25 protein-coding genes and 1 tRNA gene are annotated in these 25,591 nt (G+C 25.1%); 15 read left to right on the forward strand and 11 right to left on the reverse strand.

The features are described 5' to 3' along the window. The first annotated feature begins 216 nt into the window (after positions 1 to 216). The 10 genes from BGIGA_RS01085 (at position 217) to BGIGA_RS01130 (ending at position 11,824) form a co-directional block, all read left to right on the forward strand. A complete protein-coding gene (locus tag BGIGA_RS01085) occupies positions 217 to 2,124 on the forward strand; it encodes a putative porin (protein WP_167884941.1) in 1,908 nt (635 codons plus the stop codon). Positions 2,125 to 2,204: 80 nt separating this feature from the next. Further along, a complete protein-coding gene (locus BGIGA_RS01090) occupies positions 2,205 to 2,840 on the forward strand; it encodes a glycoside hydrolase family 73 protein (protein ID WP_238526741.1) in 636 nt (211 codons plus the stop codon). Between the two features lie 12 nt (positions 2,841 to 2,852). Further along, complete coding sequence (gcvH, locus tag BGIGA_RS01095; RefSeq protein ID WP_014726540.1) at positions 2,853 to 3,251, forward strand: glycine cleavage system protein GcvH; 399 nt, start codon at positions 2,853 to 2,855, stop codon at positions 3,249 to 3,251. A 26-nt stretch (positions 3,252 to 3,277) separates the two neighbouring features. Then, positions 3,278 to 5,554 carry a cation-translocating P-type ATPase gene (locus BGIGA_RS01100; protein WP_014726541.1) on the forward strand — a complete coding sequence of 759 codons (2,277 nt, stop codon included), beginning with the start codon at positions 3,278 to 3,280 and terminating at the stop codon, positions 5,552 to 5,554. A gap of 5 nt (positions 5,555 to 5,559) precedes the next feature. Beyond that, on the forward strand, positions 5,560 to 5,691 hold the full coding sequence (ccoS, locus tag BGIGA_RS01105) for a cbb3-type cytochrome oxidase assembly protein CcoS (RefSeq protein WP_238526742.1): 132 nt from the start codon (positions 5,560 to 5,562) through the stop codon (positions 5,689 to 5,691). 8 nt (positions 5,692 to 5,699) lie between these two features. Further along, the gene (ccoN, locus tag BGIGA_RS01110) at positions 5,700 to 7,886 is read left to right on the forward strand and encodes a cytochrome-c oxidase, cbb3-type subunit I (RefSeq protein WP_014726542.1); all 2,187 of its coding nucleotides are present in this window, start codon (positions 5,700 to 5,702) and stop codon (positions 7,884 to 7,886) included. Between the two features lie 37 nt (positions 7,887 to 7,923). Further along, on the forward strand, positions 7,924 to 8,136 hold the full coding sequence (locus BGIGA_RS01115) for a CcoQ/FixQ family Cbb3-type cytochrome c oxidase assembly chaperone (RefSeq protein WP_041178340.1): 213 nt from the start codon (positions 7,924 to 7,926) through the stop codon (positions 8,134 to 8,136). Beyond that, on the forward strand, positions 8,126 to 9,013 hold the full coding sequence (locus tag BGIGA_RS01120) for a cbb3-type cytochrome c oxidase N-terminal domain-containing protein (RefSeq protein ID WP_041178380.1): 888 nt from the start codon (positions 8,126 to 8,128) through the stop codon (positions 9,011 to 9,013). Before BGIGA_RS01115 ends, BGIGA_RS01120 begins: the two co-directional genes overlap by 11 nt. Positions 9,014 to 9,061: 48 nt before the next feature. Continuing rightward, on the forward strand, positions 9,062 to 9,544 hold the full coding sequence (locus BGIGA_RS01125) for a FixH family protein (protein WP_014726544.1): 483 nt from the start codon (positions 9,062 to 9,064) through the stop codon (positions 9,542 to 9,544). Between the two features lie 6 nt (positions 9,545 to 9,550). Beyond that, positions 9,551 to 11,824 (forward strand): NADP-dependent malic enzyme, encoded by a 2,274-nt coding sequence (locus BGIGA_RS01130; protein ID WP_014726545.1) that lies wholly within the window; start codon positions 9,551 to 9,553, stop codon positions 11,822 to 11,824. Here the strand turns inward: BGIGA_RS01130 and murI are convergent. From murI to BGIGA_RS01145, 3 genes are all read right to left on the reverse strand, one after another. After that, entirely contained in the window at positions 11,821 to 12,627 is an 807-nt protein-coding gene (gene murI, locus BGIGA_RS01135) for a glutamate racemase (RefSeq protein ID WP_014726546.1), read from the reverse strand. The two genes, BGIGA_RS01130 and murI, sit on opposite strands and share 4 nt — an antisense overlap. A 219-nt stretch (positions 12,628 to 12,846) precedes the next feature. Next, positions 12,847 to 13,089: a 30S ribosomal protein S20 gene (gene rpsT / locus BGIGA_RS01140; protein WP_014726547.1), complete on the reverse strand. Its 243-nt coding sequence runs from the start codon at positions 13,087 to 13,089 to the stop codon at positions 12,847 to 12,849. 12 nt (positions 13,090 to 13,101) lie between these two features. Further along, a tRNA-Glu gene (locus BGIGA_RS01145) sits at positions 13,102 to 13,173 on the reverse strand. A 218-nt stretch (positions 13,174 to 13,391) separates the two neighbouring features. On the opposite strand from BGIGA_RS01145, the gene BGIGA_RS01150 reads away from it, so the two are divergent. Then, complete coding sequence (locus BGIGA_RS01150; RefSeq protein WP_014726548.1) at positions 13,392 to 13,880, forward strand: C40 family peptidase; 489 nt, start codon at positions 13,392 to 13,394, stop codon at positions 13,878 to 13,880. Here the strand turns inward: BGIGA_RS01150 and BGIGA_RS01155 are convergent. From BGIGA_RS01155 to BGIGA_RS01170, 4 genes are read right to left on the reverse strand one after another with little or no spacing between them, the layout of a single operon-like run. Beyond that, a complete protein-coding gene (locus BGIGA_RS01155) occupies positions 13,868 to 15,124 on the reverse strand; it encodes a 3-phosphoshikimate 1-carboxyvinyltransferase (protein WP_014726549.1) in 1,257 nt (418 codons plus the stop codon). The genes BGIGA_RS01150 and BGIGA_RS01155 overlap by 13 nt on opposite strands. 4 nt (positions 15,125 to 15,128) lie before the next feature. Next, positions 15,129 to 15,458, reverse strand: a complete 330-nt coding sequence (locus BGIGA_RS01160) for a nucleotide pyrophosphohydrolase (protein ID WP_041178341.1) — start codon at positions 15,456 to 15,458, stop codon at positions 15,129 to 15,131. 3 nt (positions 15,459 to 15,461) lie between these two features. Then, positions 15,462 to 16,424, reverse strand: coding sequence for a transketolase family protein (locus tag BGIGA_RS01165; RefSeq protein ID WP_014726551.1), 963 nt, complete (start codon positions 16,422 to 16,424; stop codon positions 15,462 to 15,464). A gap of 10 nt (positions 16,425 to 16,434) precedes the next feature. After that, positions 16,435 to 17,295 carry a transketolase gene (locus BGIGA_RS01170; protein WP_014726552.1) on the reverse strand — a complete coding sequence of 287 codons (861 nt, stop codon included), beginning with the start codon at positions 17,293 to 17,295 and terminating at the stop codon, positions 16,435 to 16,437. A 79-nt stretch (positions 17,296 to 17,374) separates the two neighbouring features. Between BGIGA_RS01170 and smpB the strand changes: the two genes are divergently transcribed. Together smpB and BGIGA_RS01180 are read left to right on the forward strand one after the other, a co-directional pair. Next, positions 17,375 to 17,824 carry an SsrA-binding protein SmpB gene (gene smpB, locus BGIGA_RS01175; RefSeq protein WP_014726553.1) on the forward strand — a complete coding sequence of 150 codons (450 nt, stop codon included), beginning with the start codon at positions 17,375 to 17,377 and terminating at the stop codon, positions 17,822 to 17,824. A 51-nt stretch (positions 17,825 to 17,875) separates the two neighbouring features. Beyond that, on the forward strand, positions 17,876 to 19,114 hold the full coding sequence (locus BGIGA_RS01180; RefSeq protein ID WP_014726554.1) for an OmpA family protein: 1,239 nt from the start codon (positions 17,876 to 17,878) through the stop codon (positions 19,112 to 19,114). A gap of 17 nt (positions 19,115 to 19,131) precedes the next feature. On the opposite strand, the gene BGIGA_RS01185 is transcribed toward BGIGA_RS01180, so the two are convergent. After that, on the reverse strand, positions 19,132 to 19,944 hold the full coding sequence (locus BGIGA_RS01185; protein WP_014726555.1) for a twin-arginine translocase subunit TatC: 813 nt from the start codon (positions 19,942 to 19,944) through the stop codon (positions 19,132 to 19,134). A gap of 80 nt (positions 19,945 to 20,024) precedes the next feature. Between BGIGA_RS01185 and BGIGA_RS01190 the strand changes: the two genes are divergently transcribed. Continuing rightward, a complete protein-coding gene (locus tag BGIGA_RS01190; protein ID WP_014726556.1) occupies positions 20,025 to 21,020 on the forward strand; it encodes a redox-regulated ATPase YchF in 996 nt (331 codons plus the stop codon). On the opposite strand, the gene BGIGA_RS01195 is transcribed toward BGIGA_RS01190, so the two are convergent. Beyond that, the gene (locus BGIGA_RS01195; RefSeq protein WP_014726557.1) at positions 21,010 to 22,086 is read right to left on the reverse strand and encodes a M42 family peptidase; all 1,077 of its coding nucleotides are present in this window, start codon (positions 22,084 to 22,086) and stop codon (positions 21,010 to 21,012) included. The genes BGIGA_RS01190 and BGIGA_RS01195 overlap by 11 nt on opposite strands. A 15-nt stretch (positions 22,087 to 22,101) precedes the next feature. Beyond that, positions 22,102 to 22,899, reverse strand: coding sequence for a diaminopimelate epimerase (gene dapF / locus BGIGA_RS01200; protein ID WP_014726558.1), 798 nt, complete (start codon positions 22,897 to 22,899; stop codon positions 22,102 to 22,104). Between the two features lie 100 nt (positions 22,900 to 22,999). Between dapF and BGIGA_RS01205 the strand changes: the two genes are divergently transcribed. Next, positions 23,000 to 24,508 carry a Do family serine endopeptidase gene (locus tag BGIGA_RS01205; protein WP_014726559.1) on the forward strand — a complete coding sequence of 503 codons (1,509 nt, stop codon included), beginning with the start codon at positions 23,000 to 23,002 and terminating at the stop codon, positions 24,506 to 24,508. On the opposite strand, the gene BGIGA_RS01210 is transcribed toward BGIGA_RS01205, so the two are convergent. After that, positions 24,505 to 25,590, reverse strand: coding sequence for an LptF/LptG family permease (locus BGIGA_RS01210; RefSeq protein WP_014726560.1), 1,086 nt, complete (start codon positions 25,588 to 25,590; stop codon positions 24,505 to 24,507). The genes BGIGA_RS01205 and BGIGA_RS01210 overlap by 4 nt on opposite strands. Position 25,591 lies beyond the last annotated feature (1 nt).

Raw genomic sequence — 25,591 nt, forward strand, 5'->3', positions numbered from 1 at the left:
ATACTTAATTCTTATTTAACTTAATTAATTGTTAATTGAAGTATTTCATTTTTTTTATAGACAATGATATTTATATCATGCAAATATAAATAAATTTTTTTTCTATTTTAGACATTTAATTATAATTATAAATAGTGCAATTTATAATTCAATTTTATATTTATATATATGAAAATATTCATTTTGACTTTTTTTCTTTTTATATACAATAATAATATGAATATGGAAGAAAACAGGATGAAAAAACCCATGGATGAAAAAAAATTTGTATATAATAATATAAATAATATAAATGATGAAAAAAAAACAGAAGATGTAAAATTTTATGATCCCACTTATAAAGATTACAAATTTTGGACAGAAGAAAAAAGTATAAAAAAAAATTTTTTAGAAAAATCTTTCTCTATAAAAAACTATTATTCTCACAACTTTTTTAAAAATGATTATGTCGGATTATTTTTCAGTAATGGAAAAGATTTGTTTATTTATAATAACAGATATGAAAAATTCATGAAAGAAAATTTTAATGAAAATATGCCTAAAAAAATGCTTTTTTTTCAAGATCCTTTTTTTTACCGTGAAAAAATTAAATATTTTGATGTTAAAACTCCTATTTCAGAAATTTTTTATATAAGTGATTTTTCAAAAAAAGAAAAAACATTAGGTGGTTTTTTTTCTCAAAGTTTTGATGAAAAAACTAATTATTCTATGGAATGGAGAAGTTTTCATTTGAAAAATGAGTTTGACTTAAAAAAAAGTAAAAATTTAGTATTAACTACTTTTAATTATCAAGATTATGATAATTATCAATTATGGGGACATTATCTTTATCAAAAATTTGAAACAAAAGAAAAAGAAGAAATCAAAAAATGGGATATTAGAAATTATAAAAAAATTTTTTTATATCATAAAAAATTAATTCATAGTAGGTTTTATATAAATTTTGTTAAAAAAGTTTTCTTTGTTAAAGAAAAAGAAAGATCGTTGTTTTTGAAAACTTATATAGAATACGAAAAATATTATAAGGATCATTTCCCTCTTTTTCCTCTTTATCTTTATCCTTATTATAATTCTTATAAGAATAAATTTCAATATTTTCATAAAAAAATAAATCATTTATACTTAAGAAATGGTTTATTTTTAATTTTTAATCAAAAAAAAATTAATATAGAAGTAGGATCTATTTTTGATAAAATACATTATCAATTATTTAACAATAATAATAGCAGTTATCAAAACAAGGATATCAATAGTTTATCAATACAAACAAAAATGAATTATCCTATTAATAATATTTTTGAATTTGATTCAAACGGAAGATGGATTGTAGAAAACAATAATATTAAGAAATCTTATTTTAAAGTTAATATTATGTTAAATTCATTTTTATTTTCAAAATTTCGATTTTTAACTCGATTAAGCATCAATAAAAATGATAATGGTATTTATAATAATTTTGTTCCTTTTCATATTTTTTTAAAAAAAAATCAAGATTGTTATAATAATGGACGAAATAATATGTTTTTATTTGGAATAGAAAAAACAATGGATTTTTCTTTAAGTTCTTACGATAATGATAAACATTATGTTTCTTTTTATATATCTAATATATCTAAAAGATTAAATCATTCTTTTAAAAATCAAGAAGAAGAAATGAAAAAATTTCTATATCGTAAGTATATCCAGTTATATGGATTTAAAATTAAAACTACATATGATATATGGAAATTTCATTTAAGTAATATTTTATTATATCATAAATGGAATTCTAATCCATTAATTTTTTCTATTCCAAATTTTTTATCTAGAATTACAATATTTTATAATGATAATTACTTTCATAAAGCCTTATTTATACAAACAGGTTTTTCTTTTCATCATTTCAGTAAATTTTTTTATCAAAAAATTTCTTATCCTTTTAATTTTCAACCTTTTTCTTTTTTTGAAAAAGAGTGTATCCCTAATAAAATTATTGGAGGAACTCCTTTTTTAGATTTTTTTTTTAATTTTAAAATATATAGAACTATATTTTACTTAAGTGTCCAAAACATAGGATTATTTAACATTGATAATTCTCATAATATATTTATTAAAACTGGTTTTTTGTGGAATCTTTTTACTTGATTCAAAAAATTTATCTATAAAAACGTAATTTTATTTTAAAAATGAAAAAGTTTTTTTATTTCGTATTATTTTTTCTGTTTATGCCATTTTTTTCTTTAGTAAAAGGAAATAAAAAAGAAATAGAAAAAGAAAATGTAATTGAATATGTTAAAAAATATGCTGTTTTTGCTATTGAAGAGATGGAAAAATTTGGAATTCCAGCTAGTATTAAATTGGGTCAAGGAATTTTAGAATCTTCTAGTGGAAATAGTTCTTTATCTAAAGCTACAAATAATCATTTTGGAATTAAATGTGGTAAAAATTGGACAGGTAATGTTTATTATCATGACGACGATGTTCCAAAAGAATGTTTTCGTAAATATAATTCTGTGCAGGAATCTTTTCATGATCATTCTAAATTTTTGCAGCAACCTCGTTATTCTAAATTATTTATTCTTAAAAAAAATGATTATCAAGCTTGGGCTGAAGAGCTGAAAAAAGCAGGTTATGCCACGTCTTTTAATTATGCAAATTTATTAGTTAATCAAATTGAAAAATATTATTTATGGAAGTTTGATAAAAATACTCCTTATAATATAGAAAAAAGAATTAATCAGTATTTGAATTATATAATGAAAGAAAATAAAGATTCTTTTTTTAAGGTTTTTTGTAAAAAACTATATTTTTTTATAAAAAGTTTTTTACTCAATCAAATAAAGTCATCTAGAAAGAATTAAAATTTGTTGAATATGAACCCTGATAATTTAAGGTATAGTAAAAATCATGAATGGATAAGTATACCAAATGAAAAAAATAAAGCTTATGTAGGTATTACTCATTTTGCTCAAAATGAGTTGGGAGATATCGTTTATTTAGATATAGAAGATTCTATAATAGGAAAAAAAATGAAATTAGACAATTCATTTGGAACAATAGAAGCAGTAAAAACTGTTTCAGATTTGTTTATGCCTGTTTCGGGTTTTATTCTTGAAATAAACAAAAAATTATTATCAAAACCAGAATTAATTAATAAAAGTTTTTATAGTGAAGGATGGATTATCCGAATAGAAATTTTAGATCTAAAAGAATATAATAAATTAATGTCTTCAACAGAATATAAAAAACATATACAACAGGAATCCAACTAAACTAACTAATTGGTAAAATTAAAAATATGAAAAATAAGAAAATTTTTGATTTTCTTGATGATGAAAAAATTGCAAATAAAATAATTGATTTTAATCATAAAAACATTACTAGAGTTCGTTTTTTAATTCCTTCTATTCATTGTAGTTCTTGTGTTTTAATTTTGGAAAGATTATCTAAAATATATAAAAATATTTTTGATTCTACTGTTGATTTTTCCAATAAAAAAATTTGGATCACATTTAATAACGTTGAATTTAAACTGAGCGATATAGCTAAATTACTTGATGACATAGGATATAGCCCTTCTATAAATTTTGAATTGATAGAAAACAAAAAAAATAACACGATTTTATTCGGTAGAAAATTAATAGGAAAATTATCTATTTCTTTTTTTTGTTTTGGAAATATTATGCTTTTAGCTATACCAGAATATGTTGGAGCTAGACAAGACATATGGTTTATGGAAAATCGTAATTTTTTTCGTTATTTAATGTTAATTTTATCTTTACCTATAGTAATTTTTTCTTTTGTTGATCATATCAAATATGCTGTATTAGGATTAAAAAAGCATATTTTGAATATGAATGTTCCAATTTCCATTGGAATATTAGTGCTTTTTTTATGGAGTTGTTATGAAATTTTTTTTGACTTAGGTTCGGGATATTTTGATAGTCTTTCTAGTTTTTCATTATTTCTACTTATGAGTAGAATATTTCAAATATATACTCACAATGAAATTTTATCTTTCGATAAAAATTATAAGTATTTTTATCCAGTTTTAATTACAAAAATACATAAAAATGAAAAAGAAGAAAAAATTTTTCTTTCTTCTTTGAAGAAAGGAGATGTGATTATTATTAAAAATGAAGAAGTTATTCCTGCTGATTCTATGTTAATGAAAGGAAACGCTGTGTTAGATAATAGTTTTATTACAGGAGAATCTTATTTGATCAATAAAAAAATAGGAGAACGAATCTATGCTGGATCTAGACAAAAAGGAGAAGCTATTATTATAAAGGTGATCAAAAACGTAGATCATAGTTATTTAAGTATATTATGGAATAAAAATAAATCTCATCGAGATTGTAATAAAAAATTATTTTATTTAAATTCAATATCTACTAAATTTAGTCAGTATTTTACTCCTATTATTTTGATGATTTCGATTGTAACTGGAATATTTTGGTCTTTTGGGAATGATGTTTCAAAAATTTTTCAGACAGTTTTTTCTGTTTTGATTATTACTTGTCCTTGTGCATTAGTTCTTTCTACTCCATTAATTTTTGGAAATATTATACGTTTTTTTTCCAAAAAAGGTTTCTATGTTAAAGATATTTATACGATGGAAAAAATTTCTTCAGCTGGAACTTTAATTTTTGATAAAACTGGAACTATAACTGATCCCAATAAAGAAAAGATTTTTTTTGTAGGAAAAAGAAAGATGAAATATGAAGAAAAAAAAATTATAGCTTCTTTATTAAAAAATTCAAATCATCCCTTAAGTCAAAGAATATTATCAGAACTATCTATAAAAGATTTTTATTTAATCAAAAATTTTAGAGAAATCATAGGTAAAGGATTAGAAGGGATCATAAAAGACATACCGGTTAAAATTGGTTCTCAAAAATATTTAGGCGTTACAAAAAAAATAATTAATGAAGAAATCAATCAAACAACAGTTTTTATTTCTATAAATAATAAATTTATAGGTTATTTTTTATTTAGAAATTTCTATCGTGAAGGAATAAAAAAAATATTTCAGGATTTGAAAGAATATAAAATTCTTATTCTTTCTGGAGATCACAATGATTTAGAAAAAAAGTATTTAAAATCAATCTTACCAAAATCAAGTAAAATTTTTTTTAGTCAAAGTCCGGAAGACAAATTAGATTATGTTAAAAAATTACAAAAAAAAGGAGAAAAAATTATGATGTTTGGAGATGGAATTAATGATTGTGCTGCCTTAAATCAAAGTGAAGTAGGAGTTTCTGTGTCGGAAAATCCAACTAACTTTTTTCCAAGTTGTGATGCTTTTATACAATATAATTCTTTGAATAAAATTTTTTTATTCTTGAAAATATCTAAAATATCTGCCAAATTAGTTTTCATAAATTTTATGATTAGTTTATTTTATAATAGCATAGGAATCTTTTTTGCAGTGACTGGTCATTTAAAACCTTTTATAGCAGCTATTTTAATGCCTTTAAGTTCTTTTTCTGTAATTTTTTTTTCTGTTATATCTACTTGGATAGTTTCACGAAGATTAATATTTTTTTTATTTGTTTTGTTATGGATATATTAATTATTATGATATTATCTAGTATTTTTCTGGGAGCATTTTTTCTTATACTTTTCTTAATTGCTGTTTATTCCGGACAATTTGATGATTATGAATCTCCTGGGATTAGAATTTTAATTGATGATTTTGAAAAAAATTAAATTTTTTGATGAAATTAAAAACATATTATTATAATAACAGTATTGTCAAAGCTTTTTTATATGCTACAATATTTTGGGCTTTTATTGGATTTTTAGCTGGATTGTTTGTAGCTCTATTATTATTTTTTCCTGAAATTCCTGAACTAATTTTTGGTAATAATTTGAAAAATTCTCAAGGAGTCATGGGTTTTGGTCGATGGAGAATGTTACATACAAGTACAGCTGTTTTTGCTTTTGTAGGAAATATTATTTTTACAGGTTACTATTATTCTTTACAACGTTTGTTAAAAACAAGAATTTTTAGTGATATTCTTAGTTGGATTCATTTTTGGGGATGGCAAATATTTATTATTTCTACTTGGATCACTTTTTTATTAGGAATTAATACGAGTAAAGAATACGCTGAACACGAATGGCCTATAGATATAGGAGTATTTATTATTTGGATTATTTATGGAATAAATATGATCGGAAGTATTCTGAAAAGAAAAATTAAACACTTATATGTTAGTGTTTGGTTTTTATTAGGTACATGGGTTGCTGTGGGTATGTTGCATGTATTTAACAATCTTGAATTACCTATCTCTCTTTTATCTTTTAAAAGTTATTCTTTATATGCTGGAGTACAAGATGCTTTAATGCAATGGTGGTATGGACATAATGCCGTAGCATTTATTTTAACGACACCTATACTAGGATTAATGTATTATTTTGTTCCAAAAGCATCTAATCAACCTATTTTTTCTTATAAACTTTCCATTATACATTTTTGGTCATTAATATTTATATACATTTGGGCAGGCCCTCATCATCTAATGTATACATCTCTTCCTAATTGGGCTCAAATGTTGGGTACTATTTTTTCAATTATGTTAATCGCTCCTTCTTGGGGTGGAATGCTGAATGGATTACTAACTTTAAGAGGAGCTTGGGATCAAATGAAAACAAATCCTACTTTGAAATTTTTTGTAGTTGGAATTACTTGTTATGGAATGGCTACTTTTGAAGGTCCTATGTTAGCAACTAAAACTTTAAATTCCATAGGACATTTTACAGATTGGGTCATTGCTCATGTTCATTTAGGTACTTTAGGATGGAATGGATTTATGGCTTTTGGAATTATGTATTGGTTGACTCAAAAAATATGGAATACCAAATTATATTCTATATCATTAGCGAATATTCATTTTTGGTTAGGTGTTCTGGGTATTATTTTATATATTTTTCCCATGTATTTTGGATCTATTATACAATCTATCATGTGGAAAAAATTTAATCCTGATGGAACTTTAGCTTATAAAAATTTTTTAGATTCTGTTTTATCTATCATTCCATTTTATAAAATAAGATTTGTGGGTGGAATGATTTACTTTTTAGGTTTTGTTTTAATGATTTATAATATTTTTAAAACAATTCAACAAGGTTATTCATTAAATAATGAAGAATTTAAATGCGATCCACATTATGGTATAAAAGAGGAAATGGAAACATTTCATGGTTGGCTAGAAAAAAAACCAATACAATTTACTATTCTTTCTTTTATAGCAGTAGCTATTGGAGGATTTATAGAAATTATACCGACTTTAGTCATTAAATCTAATGTTCCTACTATTCATAATGTTAAACCTTACAAAGCCTTAGAATTAGAAGGAAGAGATTTATTTGTTAGGGAAGGGTGTAATGCTTGTCACAGTGCACAAGTTCGTCCATTTAGAGATGAGGTAGTCCGTTATGGAGAATATTCTAAAGCTGGTGAATTTGTATATGATCACCCATTTCTTTGGGGGTCTAAACGAACAGGACCTGATTTAGCTAGAGAAGGTGGTAAAAATCCTAATTCTTGGCATTTTAATCATATGTATAATCCTAGATCTACATCTCCTGGCTCTATTATGCCAAGATATCCTTGGTTAATTTATAATAAATTGGATAGATCTAATACAGAAAAAAAAATGCAAGCAATGGTAAAACTAGGAGTTCCATATACATTGGAATATATAAAAAATGTTAATCAAGATATGGATCGTCAAGCGAATAATATTGTATATGATATTTATAAAGAGTATCCAAATTTAAAAAAAGAAATAGATAAACAAAAAAAAATAGAAAAAGAAAAATTTATTCCATTGGAAAAAAGAGAAATTATAGCCCTTATTGCTTATTTACAGCGATTAGGAACAGATATAAAATCTTAATAATAGTTTTTTAAAAATGTAGATATAAAAAAAATTCATGATAAGTTTTTTAAAGCAATATTTTATAGGAGAAAAGAATATAGGGATTTTTCAATCTTTTATGTTAATTTTATTCTTATTGGCATTTTTTTTTGTAATATTTTTTGTGTTATCAAAATCTAAAAAATATTATAATAAAATAAGTTTAATTCCTTTAGAAGTAGAAGAATTAGAAAAAAATGATAAAAAAAGGAAAAGTTATGAGATCTAAAATTCCTTCTTTTATTATGATTCCTTCACTTTTATCTGTTATAATATTCATGTTTTATGTTTTTTTTGTAAGTTATAATCATATATATTATTTGGTCCATCCTATTACTATATTTTTTTTCATTATGATTACGGCATTACTATATGTTTTAGAATCTATTAATAATTTAATTTATAAAAGAAAATTACAATTTCTTTCAAAAGAAGAAAGAATAAAAATATTTAAAGAAAATGAAGGAAATTATTTTTATAGACTTTACAAATTTATATTTTACGATTTAAAAAAAATTAATCATGATGGAGTTAAAAAAATAGATCATGGGTTTGATGGAATAATAGAATTAGATAACAAATTACCTATGTGGTGGGTTCATCTTTTTTATCTTACAATTGTTTTTTCTGCAATTTATTTTTTTTCTTATTTATTAATAGATTTTTCTAATCCTTATAAAGAATATGATATTGCTTATAAAGATCAATTAAAAAAAATTGAAATTTTTGAAAAAAATACCCCACAAGTAACTATAGAAAATGCGTGTTTTAAAGAAAATTTAGTAAATCGTGGAAAAGTTCTTTTTGAGGAAAATTGCGCTACTTGTCATCAATCAGATGGGAGTGGAAATATAGGACCGAATTTGACAGATGATTATTGGATTAACAAAAAAGAAAAAGATTTATTTAAAAATATATTTTATGTCATATGGAATGGAAGCGATAATAATCCAACTATGCGGGCTTTTGGTCTATCAGGAGAAATTAAAGGAAATGATATTGAAAAAATATCCAGTTATGTTTATTTTATCAATCAAAAATCTAAAAAACCTTTAAGAGGAAAAGATCCTCAAGGAATAAAAATAACAGAATGGAGTAAGATATAATTGATTCTTTCATTATAATTTTTATATTTTAAGCTTAAAATTTTTTTTATGAGAATAAAATTCAATTGGGATATTGGAATCATGTTATCTTTAGTTATTTTTATAATTTTTATTAGTTACATTGCTTTTTTTTTTCCACATGTAGGAAGTCAACTTGTTTCGGATCGATATTATGAAGAAGAAATGAAATACCAAGAAATTATAAATGAGAAAAAAAATGTATTGAAACTTCCTGGAAAAATAAAAGTTTTAATTTTATATTCTGGAATTGAGATAATATTTCCTCCTATTAACAATGATATTCATGGTTTTTTTACTTTATTTAGATCTTCTTCTAAAGATTTAGATTTTACGCGATCTTTCAAAATATTGAAATCCTCCAAAAAAATATTATTGATTCCTAAAAAACTTTTAAAAAAAGGACTTTATAGACTGATAATCAGATGGAAAACAGATAAAAAATATTTTTTTGAAAAAGATATTTTTTGGAATCAATTAAATATTTTTTATTTGTTTTCATTTTTAATTTAAAATATAATGAGAAAAAACATAAGTAATTTTCGTGAAGAATCTTTAAATTATCATAGTCAATTTCCTTCTGGAAAAATACAAATTACTCCTACAAAAAAATATAGCAGTCAGAGAGATCTGTCTCTTGCCTATTCTCCAGGAGTTGCTGAACCTTGTAAGGAAATAGCTCGTTCTTCTATTGAAGTATATAAATATACATCTAAAGGAAATCTTGTAGCAGTAATAACTAATGGATCTGCTGTATTAGGTCTTGGTGATATCGGAGCATTAGCCTCTAAACCTGTTATGGAAGGGAAAGCTCTTTTATTCAAAATATTTTCCGGTATTGATGTTTTTGATATAGAAATAGATGCATCTGATCCAGAAAAATTTATAGAAACAGTAAAAGCAATTGCTCCTACTTTTGGCGGAATTAATTTAGAAGATATAAAAGCTCCAGAAGCTTTTGAAATAGAGAGAAGACTGAAAAAAGAACTTAATATTCCTGTTATGCATGATGACCAACATGGAACAGCTATTATTTCAGGAGCGGCACTACTTAACGCTATTACTTATGTAAATAAAAAAATTCATGAAATTAAAATGGTTGTTAACGGAGCTGGTGCTGCAGCTATTTCTTGCGCAAGAACATACAAACAACTAGGAGTTAAACCTGAAAATATTCTTATGTTTGATAGTAAGGGATTGTTACATGTTTCAAGAAAAGATTTGAATAAAGAAAAAAGAGAATTTTCCGTGAATATTGATCCAATTAAAAAATTGGACCAGGCCATTAATAATACAGATGTTTTTATAGGGTTATCTATAGGAGGAATATTAACTCCTAATATGTTAAAAAGTATGGCTAAAAATCCCATAGTATTTGCTATGGCAAATCCCGATCCAGAAATAGATTACAACTTAGCTATAAAAGTACGTCCAGATGTTATTATGGCGACAGGAAGAAGCGATTATCCCAATCAAGTAAATAATGTATTAGGATTTCCTTATATATTTAGAGGAGCATTAGATGTTCATGCTAATGTTATCAATGATGAAATGAAACTTGCTGCAGTATATGCTATTGCTTCTTTAGCAAAAGAACCTGTTCCAGAACAGGTAAATATTGTTTATAATAAAAAAAATATTTCTTTTGGAAAAGAATATATCATTCCAAAACCTTTTGACAACCGTTTAATAACTCGTGTAGCTCCTGCTGTAGCAAAAGCAGCAATGGATTCTGGAGTAGCGAAAAATCCTATTTTAGATTGGAAAATCTATCAAGAAAAACTACTAGATAGAATGGGATATGAAAGTAAAATGCTTAGAATGATTCAAAATCGAGCACGTACAAATCCTAAAAAAATTGTTTTTTGTAATGGGGAAGAATACGATATTCTGAAATCTGTTCAAATTCTTCATGAAGAAGGAATTATTTCTATTCCTATAGTTTTAGGAAATGAAGATAGGATTAAACGTTTAATTCATGAAAATAATTTAAATATTGAATTAGAAATCGTAGATCCAGAAAAAAATATAAAAGAAGTAGAAGAATTTTCTAAAATTCTTTGGAAAAGAAGAAATAGAAAAGGTTTAACATTGTATGATTCAAAAATTCGTATGCGAACTAATGATCATTTTGGAGCTATGATGGTAGATCAAGGAAAAGCAGATGCCGTAATTACAGGATATTCTAGAAGTTTTTCATTAAGTTTACGTCCTATGTTAGAGGTGATTGGAAAAGATGATTTTGTTCATAAAACAGCAGGAATGATGATTTTATTAACAAAACGTGGTCCTCTATTTTTAGCAGATACAGCTGTAATTCCAGATCCAACAACTGAAGAATTGGCTAGAATTGCTTTAATGGCTTCTCATGTGGTTAAAAGTTTTGACATTGAACCACGTATCGCTATGTTATCTTTTCAAAATTTTTCATCTAATTCAAAAACATCTTCTAAAGTTTCTAAAACAGTAGCTTTTTTACATAAAAAATATCCAAATCTAATAGTAGATGGGGAAGTCCAACCTGATTTTGCTTTGAATGAATTTTTATTGTCTAGAAAATTTCCTTTTTCAAAACTTGTTAAAAAAAGAGCAAATATTTTTATTTTTCCAAATTTAGAATCAGGAAATTTAACTTATAAATTTATTAGAGGATTAGGAGATGTTCAAACTATTGGTCCTGTTATGTTGGGGATGCGGAAACCAGCACATGTTATGCAAATGCAATCTAGCATAGAAGAAATAGTCCATTTAGCAACTTTAGCTGTAATAGATGCACAAATTAGAAAAAATTAAAAATCATGTTTTAAAAATACTTTTTTTCCAAAAAGAATTCGCACTTTTTTTTCAAAAAAAATGGGAATAGAACTAGATGTATAAAAAATAGGAAATCTATTCCAAGTAGAAATAGGATGAAAGCATAATAATTTTTTTTCATTTAATTTTTCTTTTATTTCCTGCGCCACTATTTTTGGTATATCAATTAAATGAACTTTTCCATGATAAAAATTATCTATTTCTTCTTTCAAGAAAAAATAATGAGTACAAGCTAATAATATTGCATCAATTGATTTTAAATGATTTAAATAATTTTTTATAATAGGATTTATTTTTTTCATTTTCCAACCATTTTCTATAATGGGAGCTAATAAAGGTGTAGACATTTGAACTACATCTAAATGATGATAGTATTCTTTTATTTTTTTTGTATAAAAATTGGAATGTATAGTAGCAGACGTTGCAATTATTCCTATTCTTTTATAAGAAAGAAGAACTGTATTTTTTACTACAGGATCTATGACATTAAATATTAATATTTTTCTATGAAATTTTTTTATGATCATATCCAAAGCATTAGATGCAATAGAATTACATGCGATCACTAAAGCTTTACACTTTTTTTCATAAAGAAAAGAAGCTATTTTCATAGAATTTTTTCTAATAAAATCTTTAGATTTTTCTCCATAAGGCATATTTTTAGTATCTCCAAAATAAATAAAATTTTCATTAGGCATTTGAATTTTAATTTCTTTAGCTATAATAAGTCCGCCAATTCCAGAGTCAAATATTCCTATTGGAGAAAATAGACTTGTTTTCATATATATAAATGAATTATAAAAGCTAATACAGACAAAAAAAATTGTATGAAGTATAATATAATTTTATAGTTTTACTGTAAAATTCAATACAATTCTAAAAAATCGTAAATATTTTTTACGCACTATTCCATGATGGAATAAATTTTTTTTTAAAAAAATAAAAAAATCATATAATTAATGATAAATTTTTAATAAAAAATTTCATAAACACATAAACAATTAATTAAAAATTAATTTTTTTTCAATTTTTTTTTTAAATCTTGCAGCTTTATTCATGTGTATAATATTTTTTTTTGCTAATTTATCTATCATGGAAATAACAATAGAATATTGTTTCTTATTTTTTTTATCCATTAATAATTTTTTTATAGCTGTCTTGGTACTTTTATATACATATTTGTTACGTAATCGTCTAATATGATTTTGTCTGATTCTTTTTAAAGAAGATAAATGATTAGCCATGCTATATAATTATAGCCCATAGGGGAATCGAACCCCTCTTTCCAGGATGAAAACCTGACGTCCTAACCAATAGACGAATGGGCCTCTCATCAAAAATTAATGACACAAATTAAATTTTTTTTATATTTAATACAAGTAATACAAGTATTTTGTTTACATTTGATTTTTTCTTTTTTTATCGATATTTGTTTTAAACAAGAAAAAAAAAGTTTATCATAAATTCTAAAATTGTTTTACTTATAATTTTTTATTATCATCTTATTTCTATTTCATTGTATGGAAAATTACATAGAAATGGAAATATGGAATGCTATGAAAGAATTTATTTCAGAAAAAAAAAGCAATATAAAAATAAAAATTACTTTCAATTAATAAATCAAAAACTCTGTTTTAAAAAACAGACGGAATGTATTATAGAAAATGCTATAAATTATATAAATACTCCATATAGATATGGAGGGACCAACAAATCTGGAATAGATTGTTCTGCTTTTATCAAAAATATTTTTGCTTCTTATCAGATATTTTTACCACGTATTTCTTACCATCAAGCTAAAAAAGGTTTTTTCGTTCCCAAAGAAAAAATAGAAAAAGGAGACTTATTATTTTTTGCTACAGGAACATCTAAAAAAATCAATCATGTAGGAATGGTGATCCATACTAACAATAACAATAATAACATATTTTTTATTCATGCATCTACATCCAATGGGGTAATCATATCACAACTATATCAAAAATATTGGAATCATCGATTCATTACGGCAAGAAGAATTCTTTATCCTTCATAATATGAAATTAAAAAACCTAAAGATTCTAAGTCTTTCCAAAAATTAGGATATGATTTTTCTACAACATTTGGATTTTCTATTTTTATAAAATCAGAGCATAATCCAAATGTAGAAAAAGACATAGCCATTCTATGATCTTGATAAGTTTTAATAGGGATAAAAGAATCAATTTTTTTTCTATAAAAATCTGTTATTTCTAAACAAGAATCTGTAATTTTTATTATCACTCCAAATTTTAAAAGCTCTTCTTTTAATGCTTGTAATCTATCTGTTTCTTTAATTTTCAATGTTTCTAAACCTTTTAAACTACATTTAATTCCAATTGTAGAACAAGTAACAACGATAGTTTGAGCAAGATCTGGTGTTTTATTTAAATCTAATTCAATAAATTTTGGGAATAAAAAATGTAATTTTTTCTTTAATGTTATCACATTTTTATCAAAAACGGTCGATATTCCAAAATATTTATCATATATATAAGAAACTTCTTTATCCCCTTGTAAACTCGTATTATTATATGAACGTAAAATGACATAACTTTTTTTTGCTATAGCAGCCATAGAATAATAATAAGAAGCAGAACTCCAATCTGACTCTACATAAAAATATTTTTTTCCTTTATTTTTTATGGGATAAATATGGATAATTCTTTCACCTTTCCAATCCGCTTTTATTCCAGCTATAGTCAGCAAATCGAAAGTCATTTTTATATAAGGAATAGATGTAATATTTCCTTTTAAAAAAATTTTTAAACCCATTTTAAATTTACCGGCTATTAACATCAGAGAACTTATATACTGACTACTAATTTTCGCATTCATATCTATTTCTCCTCCTAAAATTTTTTTACCAAAAATTTTTATTGGAGGAAAACCTTTTTTTTCCAAATAATAAATTTCGGATCCTAGCTTTCTTAAAGCTTCTACGAGTATAAAAATTGGTCTTTCTTTCATTCGATTTGATCCTGTTAATATTATTTTTTTTTCTTCTTGTATAGAAAAATAAGAGGTTAAAAAACGCATAGCTGTTCCAGCATGATGAATATCTAATATATTAGAAGTACTAATTAAACTTTCTTTTAATACTTCTGTATCTTCACAATTAGAAATATTTTCAATATGAATATCATCTTTATAAAGTGCTTTTAAAATTAAAAGACGGTTAGATATACTTTTAGATCCCGTTATTGATATAGAACCATATAAAGAATTTCTATTTTTGGAAACATTAATATAAGAAGACATATTTTTATTTTAATTTTTTATTATCATGATGTCTGTCATGATCCCTAATTTCCTTTTTTTTTAATTTTTTATGAAAGGATTCTTCCAAATTAATTCCAGTTTGATTTGCTAAACAAGCTATAATAAACAATACATCTGATAATTCTTCTCCAAGATCTTCATTTTTTTTACAATTTTTTTTTTTCGATTGTTCTCCATAATTTCTAGCAATGATTCTAGAAACTTCACCGACTTCTTCAGACAAAAGAATTGTGTTAGTCAATACATCAAAATAACGAATTCCATGATTCATTATCCAATTATGAACGATTTTTTGTAAATTATTGATTTCCAAAATTTATTTTTTTTTCTTCAAAACAAATTGAACATGATTTATAATAGAATAACGATCAATATTATATTTTTTTAAAAGTTCCATAGGTTTTCCACTTTCTCCAAAAGTATCGTTTACAGCTACTAAACTTTGATGGATAGACCATTTTTTAGTGGTCAATACTCTAGCTATACTTTCTCCTAATCCTCCCCAATAATTGTGCTCTTCTGCAGTAACAATACATTTTGTTTTATTAATAGATTTCAAGATAGTATCCTCATCTAATGGTTTTATCGTATGAATATTAATTACTTCACATTCTATCCCTTTTTTTTCGTATAAAATTTTAGATGCTTCTAAAGACTCCCATACTAAATGTCCTGTACTAACAATGGTCACATCTTTTCCTTCTGTCAAGACTACAGCTTTTCCAATTTCAAATATTTGATCTTGATCTGTAAAATTAGCTACAGCAGGACGACCAAAACGTAAATATACTGGACCTAAGTAATTCGAAATAGCTAAAGTTGCTGCATAAGTCTGATTGTAATCACAAGTATTAATCACAGTCATACCAGGTAGCATCTTCATCATTCCTATATCTTCTAAACTTTGATGTGTCGCTCCATCTTCTCCTAGAGTTAATCCAGAATGAGATGCACATATTTTTACATTTTTGTAAGAATAAGCAACAGATTGACGAATCTGATCGTAAACACGAGATGTTGCAAAATTAGCAAACGTACCTGCAAATGGAATATATTCTCCTATGCTCAATCCAGCTGCTATCCCTATCATATTTGCTTCAGCTATTCCTATCTGAAAAAATCTTTCAGGAAATTCTTTAGAAAACTGATCCATAAATAAAGAGGTCGTCAAATCTGCACATAATGCAACCACTTTATTATTTTTTCTACCAAGCAAAGTTAAAGCTTTACCAAAACCAGCTCTAGTTTCTTTAAATCCTTTATTTTCATATTGTTTCATATAAATAAAATTATAATGGAAAATCCCCTAAATAAGTTTCAGGAAGTTGATATAAAGCTTTTTTTAATTCTTCTTCATTAGGGGATTTTCCATGCCATGCATTATTTCCAACCATAAAATCGACACCATATCCCATTTTAGTATATAATATGATTAAAATAGGCTTTCCTTTTCCAGTTTCATTTTTAGCTTTTTTTAAAATATTAATCACTTTTTCAATATTATTTCCTTCTAATTCTTCTAAAACTTTCCAATCAAAGGATTCAAATTTTTTTTTCAAATTACCTAGAGGTAATACTTCATCTGTAGTTCCATCTATTTGGACTCCGTTGTAATCTACCGTAGCAATATAATTATCTATTTTTCTAGAACCAGCATATAAAACCGCTTCCCAAATTTGTCCTTCATTTAACTCTCCATCTCCATGTAAACTATAAATAATACTACGAAATTCTTTGTTAAGTTTTTTTGATAAAGCAGCTCCAATGGATACAGACATTCCTTGTCCTAAGGATCCGGAAGAAATTCGGATTCCAGGTAGCCCTTCATGTACAGTAGGATGTCCTTGTAAACGAGAATTTAATTTTCTAAAAGAAGACAATTCTTTAATAGAAAAAAATCCAGAACGAGCTAATATACTATAGTAAACAGGAGATATATGTCCATTAGATAAGAAAAAAAGATCTTCTTTTTTTCCATTCATAGAAAATTTATTTGGATTATAACGCATAATTTTTTTATATAACGCTACAAAATATTCTGTACATCCCAAAGATCCACCAGGATGTCCAGATTTTGCATTATTTATCATACGTAAAATATCTCTCCTTACTTGAATACACAAATCTTTTAAATAATAACGTTTATTCATTTTTTCAGTTAGTTTTGTATATTTTTGTATTTTTGTTTGATTACTTCAATTTCACAATTCACAAAAATAATAATTAATTATGAGTATTCTAAATAGAAAAGCAAGATTTAGATATGATTTTATTGAATATTATATAGCTGGAATCCAATTGTTTGGAACGGAAGTAAAATCGATACGACAAAATAAAGCCAATATAATGGAAAGTTTCTGTCAAATGAAACATGGAGAATTGTATTCTATAAATATGTATATAGCTGAATATAAATTTGGAACAAATTGGAATCATTCAAGCAGAAGAGAAAGAAAATTATTATTGAAAAAAAAAGAATTAATGAAAATTAATAAAAAATTAAAGAATACAGGTTTAACTTTAATTCCCATAGAATTATTTTTTAATGATAAAGGATATATAAAAATGAAAATAGCTTTAGCTAAAGGAAAAAAAATATATGACAAACGTGAATCTTTGCGAAAAAAAGATTTTCTTAGAGAAGTTAAGAGATCTTTAAAATTTAAAAATCGTATTTGATTTTAAAATCAAATATTTATATTTGTTTAGATTTAAAGAAATTATAGTTTTATGAAAAACGTCAATTTTTTTATTGTTATTTTATTTACTTTTTTTTCGTCTGTATTTTCCCAGAATTCGAAAGAAAAATGGTATATCCGAATAGGAGCACATGATGTTAATTATTATCCTACTAAGTCCCCTTTTAAAGATTTTTTTCTTAAACGGAATAATAATTTCATCCCCATTATTTCTAGTATAGAATTAGAACATAAAATAATGAAACATATAGGTTTATATTTAGATGCTTCATTAGGAGTAATTGACAATACGAGATGGAGAGTAGAAAATGATTTATTTGTAAAGATAAGTCCTGGAATTAGTTTATACATTTTTCCTTATCATAAAATTGATCCTTATTTAAGGTTTGGAGGAGGATATCACAAATTCAGTGATTATCTAAACAGAGAGTTAAAAGTTTCAGATGAAAAATATTTTAGAACGAATAGAAATAATTTTTTACTATTAGATGGTGGATTAGGTCTAAATTTTTGGCTATTTTCCAATTTGGGATTAAATTTAGAAAGTACTTATAATCATGTATTTGCCAAAGAATCCGGAGATTTTTTAAATTTTTGGAAACATAATATAGGATTAGTTTTTCGTTTTGGAAATATAAAAATTAGTCATGATCATAAAATCTTGATAGATGCAGATAAAAATTCTTCTTTTGTTCCTTTTTCTTCTGAAGAAAAAGAAAAAAACGGAATCAACGAAGAAAAAAAAGAAAATAAAATTTGTTGTCATCAAAAAAAGGATCAAGATCAAGAAGATCAAGAAGATTCAGATCATGATGGAATTTTAGATAAAGAAGATTTGTGTCCAGATCAATTTGGAAAAAAAGAAAATAAAGGATGTCCTGATACAGATTCAGACAATATTCCAGATCATGAAGATCAATGTCCAAATCAATTTGGAAAAAAAGAAAATAAAGGATGTCCTGATGTAGTCTTTCTCCCTATTTTATTTGATTTAGGAAAATTTTCATTATCTTATCGTTCCTTAATAAGGATTAATGAAATTGCTGAAATCATGATAAATAGTTTTCCTAATTCTAAATTTTATATAGATGGATATGCAGATGCTCATGGAAAACCTTATTATAATAAAATTTTATCTATAAAAAGAGCACATTCTGTGTTTAAAGTTTTAGTATCTAAAGGAATAGATTCTTCTAGAATTGAAGTTAGAGGATTTGGAGTCGGAAAGAAAAAAGGACGACGTGTTGAAATCACAATACGAAAATCATAACAAAAAAAAGTCTCTAATTAAGAGACTTTTTTTTTATTAGTAGTATGAAAAGATATATATACACTCACTTGATAAAGTATTAGAAGAGGAATTAAAACGATGATTGTACTTAAAATATCTCCAGGAGTTATAGCAGAAGATATAACTAACATAATCAAAAAAGCATGTTTTCTATATTTTTTTAAAAATGAGTAGGATATTAATTCCATTTTAGCAAGAAAAAATATGAAAAATGGAAATAAAAAAAGAATGCCCATAGAAAGGACTGAATGTACAATTAAAGAGATATAATCTGATAAATCGAATATATTTTTTGGAATATGACTGATTTTAAAAGAATATCCAAAATGAATTAAGAATGGACATAATATAAAGTAACCGAATAAAATTCCTAATAAAAAAAGAAAAGTGCCCATGAAAAGTATCCATATAGAATATTTTTTCTCTGCATCCGAAAGAGCCGGTTTTATAAATTTCCAGAATTCATAAAAAATATAAGGAAAAGACAAAATTACCCCTCCTATAAAACAAGTCCATACATAAATATGGAATTGCCCAAATATTTGTCTATTCTGTATCTCTAAATTTTTATATAAAAAAGAAACAGAATTTAAATGCATACCTAAAAAAGAAAAGGAATTGACTATTTTGTAAAATATACGATAAGTGATAAAATTTGTTTTTGCTGGACCAAAAATAATGCAGTCAAATATAATATTTCTATTGTTCATTAAAATAATCATTGAAATGATTATAGCACAAATACAATGAATTATATGTTTTCTTAATTCTTCAATATGTTTCCAAAACGGCATTTTATTTTCGTTCATCCATAAATCAAATTTTATAAAATAATACTTATTTTCGATAAAAACTGTAATTTTTGTTTTTATGTTAAATTTAATATAAAATGAAATGTGGAATTATCGGTCTTCCAAATACGGGAAAATCAACATTTTTTAATCTAATTTCTAACTCTAAAGCTTTATCAGAAAATTTTCCTTTTAGTACTATAAAACCTAATTATGGAATCGCAAAAATTCCGGATAAAAAACTCTACGAACTAAAAAAAATTATTAATCCTGTAAAAATTATTCCATCCGAAATAAAAATAGTAGATATAGCTGGATTAATTAAAGGATCTCATAAGGGAGAAGGTTTAGGAAATAGATTTTTATCTCAAATTCGTGAAACAAATGTCATTATACACATAATCCGTTTTTTCCACGATATAAATATTCTTCATGTAGAAGGGACTGTAAATCCTATTAGGGATAAAGAAATTATTGATATGGAATTACAGTTTAAAGATTTAGAAACGATAGAAAAAAGATTAAAAAAAATTAATAAATATCCATGTATACTGAAAAAAATTCTTTCTTTTTTAAAAGAAGGAAAAAATATCAGAATGTTTCCATTTCAAAAAGATGATAAAGAATATATAAAAGATTTACAGTTATTAACGGTTAAACCTGTTATTTATGTATGTAATATAGATGATGAGTTTAATATAAAAACTAATATACATATAGAAAATATGAAAAAAATGATACAAATAGAGAATTCGACTTTGGTAAAGTTATCATTGAAAAAAAAAAATTGTCTAGTAATAAATCAAGTACTGAAAAAAATATACAAATTATTAAGTTTACAAAGTTTTTTTACGATAGGAAAAAAAGAAATTAGATCTTGGACGATCCCCAATCCATGTACGGCTTATAATGCTTCTTCAGTTATTCATACAGATTTTAAAAAAGGATTTATTAGAGCAAAAATTATTCATTATGATGATTTTATCAAATATGGTTCTGAAGAAAATGTGAAAAAAGCAGGAAAAATATTCTTAGCAGGAAGAAATCATCTCATTCAAGATGGAGACATCATTCATTTCCGATTTAACCAATAAAAAATTGATTATTCATTGCTAGTAAAGTTTCATAAATTAGTGATACAGTTAATTCTACATCTTTTTTATGAACCATTTCTACTGTAGTGTGCATATATTTAAGAGGAATGGAAATTAAAGCAGACAATACCCCCTTATTGGAATAAGCAAAAGCTTCTGTATCTGTTCCCGTGTATCTAGATGATACTAAACGTTGAAAATATATTTTTTTACTGTTAGCAGTATTAATAATCAATTCTCTAATATTTTTATGTATTGAAGGAGCATATCCAATAACAGGACCTAATCCACATTTAATATCACCTTGTATTTTTTTATCAATCATAGGACTACAAGTATCATGTGTTACATCTGTAACAATAGCTACATTAGGTTGTATAGTTTGAGATATCATTTTAGCTCCTTTTAGCCCAACTTCTTCTTGAACTGAATTTACTATATATAATCCAAATTTTAAATCAATACTATTTTCTATTAGCATTTTTGCTACTTCTGCTATAATAAAACCTCCTATTTTATTATCTAATGCTCTAGATACAAAATAATTATGATTCATAATAAAGAACTGATCAGGATAAGTAATGACGCACCCTACATGAACACCCATATTAATTGCTTCTGTTTTATTGGAAACACCAATATCTACAAATATATTATCTACATTAGGAGATTTTTCTTCTGAAGATTTTCTTGTATGAATTGCAGGCCATCCAAATACTCCATGTACAAATCCTTTTTCCGTGTGAATAATGATTCTTTTAGATGGAGCAATTTGGTGATCAGATCCTCCATTACGAGAAACATATATTATTCCTTCTTCTGTGATATAATTAACGGACCATGATATTTCATCAACATGAGCTTCAATAATTAATTTATACGTAGAATCAGGATTAATGATTCCTACTGCTGTTCCATATAAATCTGTTTGTATTTTTTCTACATAAGGACTAATATGATTGATCCATATTTTCTGTCCTTCCCTTTCGTCTCCTGTTGGAGAAAATTCATTTAAATATTTTTCAAGAAATTTAATAGAATCACTATTCATTGAATAATTAATCATTATTTATATTTTTTTTTAAATCAGAATATATCCTTTAAATATAAATTTAACATTTCCGGTCAAGTAAACGTTTTGATATTCATTTTTCGTTTTTGTCAATGAAACCCATAATTTTCCTCCAAGAGTTTGAACTAAAATTTTCTCCACATGATTTTTAATTTTATTTGTTTCACATGCGGCAATGACAGAGGCAACAACTCCTGTTCCACAAGATAAAGTCTCGTCTTCCACTCCTCTTTCGTAAGTACGAACTTGTAACATATTGTTTTCAAGTATTTTTACAAAATTCACATTGACTCCTTTTTCACAATAATCTTTTTGAAATCTAATTTTTTTACCTTCTTTATATACGTTTTTTTCTTTTATATTTTCTACAAATTGAACATGATGCGGAGATCCTGTATTTATAAATACATATTTTGGATGAATTTCTATTGTCTTTTTATCTATATTAAGCATATTTATAGAAACTAAATTATCTATGATAAATCCATCATGATATCCATCTACAGCTCGAAAATGAATTTTATTTATTCCTAATCTATTAGCAGCAAAAGAAATAGCGCATCTTCCCCCATTTCCACACATTGTGCTTTCTTTTCCATCTGAATTACAATATTTCATATAAAAATGACTTTCATCATTTTCATCATCATTTTGAATCAAAATAATTCCATCGGCTCCAACTCCAAAATGTCTATCACACAATTTTTTGAATAAAAAAGAATTTCCTATTTTATCTTGTTTTTGTCTAGAATCTATAATAATGAAATCATTTCCCGTTCCTTGATATTTATAAAAATTCAATTCCATAACAACGAAGTTAATATTATTTTTATAACTGTGAAATTATTAATTTACATATATTTGTTTTGTTTGTTTAAATAAAATTGTTTAAAACACATATTAAAGTATGAAGAAAATAGTTTTTTATATTGTGCTAAGCAGTATTATGAGTTCAATCATAACTATTGCTGCATATAAACAATACACTAATAAAGAAGAGCCTTTAGTTTTTCCATATTCATCATCGAAAACAAGGTTATCCTCATTAGGTTCAGGTTCTTCATCATTGGTCAGTTCTGCAGGATTTCCTGATTTTACTAGAGTTGTATCCAAAACCATACATGCAGTAGTCAATGTAAAAAATTATTCAAAAAAATATAACAATCAATTTGATCCATTTGATTTCTTTTTCGGATTTCCTGATGATTTTGGAAATAATAGAGGGAGAAAACCTCAAAAAAATGATATTCCTGGACTTCATGGATCTGGAGTCATCATATCTCCTGATGGATATATTGTAACTAATAATCATGTTATAAAAGATGCAGAAAAAATAGAAATTACTTTGAGCGATCAAAGAACTTATAAAGCAAAATTAATAGGAACAGATCCTAATACTGATATCGCTTTATTAAAAATTAATGAAAAAAATTTACCTTTCATTTATTTTTCTGATTCTAATAAAGTACAAGTAGGAGAATGGGTTCTAGCTATAGGAAATCCTTTTGATTTAAATTCTACTGTAACAGCTGGAATTATTAGCGCTAAAAATAGAAGTTTGGGAATATTAAGAGGAGAAACCTCTTCCGCCATTGAATCTTTTTTTCAAACAGATGCCGCTGTAAATCCTGGAAATAGTGGAGGAGCATTAATTAATACTAATGGAGAATTGATTGGAATTAATACAGCCATTTCTTCAGCTTCAGGTAATTTTATAGGATATAGTTTTGCTGCTCCTTCTAACTTAGTAGCAAAAGTGATCCAAGATATCAAAAAATATGGAACCGTACAACGTGCATATTTAGGAGTGAGAGGAATGGATCTTTCTAAAACAGAATATTTGAAAGCTTATAATAAAGAAACACATCAAAGTATAAAATCACAACAGGGTTTTTTAATAGGAGAAGTATTTGAAAAAAGTGGAGCATCAGATGCCGGACTTAAAAAAGGAGACATCATAAAAAGCATAGATGAAAAACCGATACAAAATCTTGCCGATTTGTCATTTATTGTGGGAACAAAATATCCAGGAGATAAAGTAAAAGTGAATATAATACGAAACAGACAGAAAAAAACTTTTCATGTTATTTTAAAAGATTTACAAGGAAGAACAAAAATAAGAACTAAGGAAGAAATTACTCCATCTGAATTATTAGGGGCGATATTTGAACCACTAAGTCAAGAATGTAAAAAAGATTTTGGAATAGGTTATGGAATTAGAATCATAGAAATAAAAACAGGTCGTTTAAGTGCTATAGGGCTGGAAGAAGGAGACATCATTTTATCTATTAATGGAGAAAAAATGAAAAAACCTAATGACGTTGATCGAGTTTTAAAAAAATACTCAGGAGATGTGACCATAAAATCTATTAAACAAAACGGACAAGTATACATAGCAGGATTTGAAATGAATTAATTGATATTTCTATTCCAATAAAATAACATTGTAATTATTCCATAAATCACATTAGGAAGCCAAACAGCTAAGTAAGAAGGGATATAATCCTTGGTGGAATATATTTTTGTAATTTCTATAAAAAAAATATAAAAAAAAGCTAATGCAATTCCTATAATCATATTATAAGCAATTTCTCCTTTTTTTCTTTTTGTAGATATAGATAATCCCAAAATGGTAAATATGAAAGTAGAAAAGGGCAAACTTGTTCTTTGATAATATTCATTTAAATGCATATTTATATTTCTTTTGTTTTTTTCTACATCAATAAATTTTTTCAATTCATGAATATTCATAGTTTCTGCTATGTATTCCTCTGGTAAAAGTTGTTCAGGAGTTATGGGTAATTTTATAATCTTATAATCTCCTTTAATAAAAAAATCATGATTTTTTTTGATTATAGTTTCTCTGTAATCAAATAAAATATATATTTTATGTTTTTTAGACCAAAAAATGTTTCTACATTTTAAAATGTACGCTAATTTATTTTCATTGAATTTTTGATATACACATTCTTTTCCTATATTTTCTCTTTTTGAAAAATTTCGAATAAAAATATATTCATTTTTTGAAATTTGAGCGCTTATTGTTTGATTATTTTCATATTTATTTTTATATTTTGGACTCAAAAGATATTGATAATGGAATTGATTTTTTTTTTTGTTAGCTATAGGTAAAAAATAATAATTTGTTATTAAAGCTACAATTCCTATCATAATAGATGATATCAAATAAGGAAGAGCCAATCTTCTAAAACTGATCCCACTTGATAAAATAGCTGTGATTTCTGAATTATGGTTTAATTTAGATGTGAAAAAAATAACAGATAAAAAAACGGAAATAGGAGAAAAAGTGTTAATTAACCATATGGACCAAAAAGGATAATAAAAAATTAAAGCCTCTTTAATTGATCCTTGATTATTTTCTAAACGATGCATACGTTGTGAAATATCTATAATCACAGACAGAAATTGTAGCGAAAGAGTAATAAATATAAAAGTCTCAATGAAATTACGAATAATATAACGATCAATAATTTTCATG

It is taken from the genome of Blattabacterium sp. (Blaberus giganteus), assembly GCF_000262715.1.
Lineage (GTDB): Bacteria > Bacteroidota > Bacteroidia > Flavobacteriales > Blattabacteriaceae > Blattabacterium.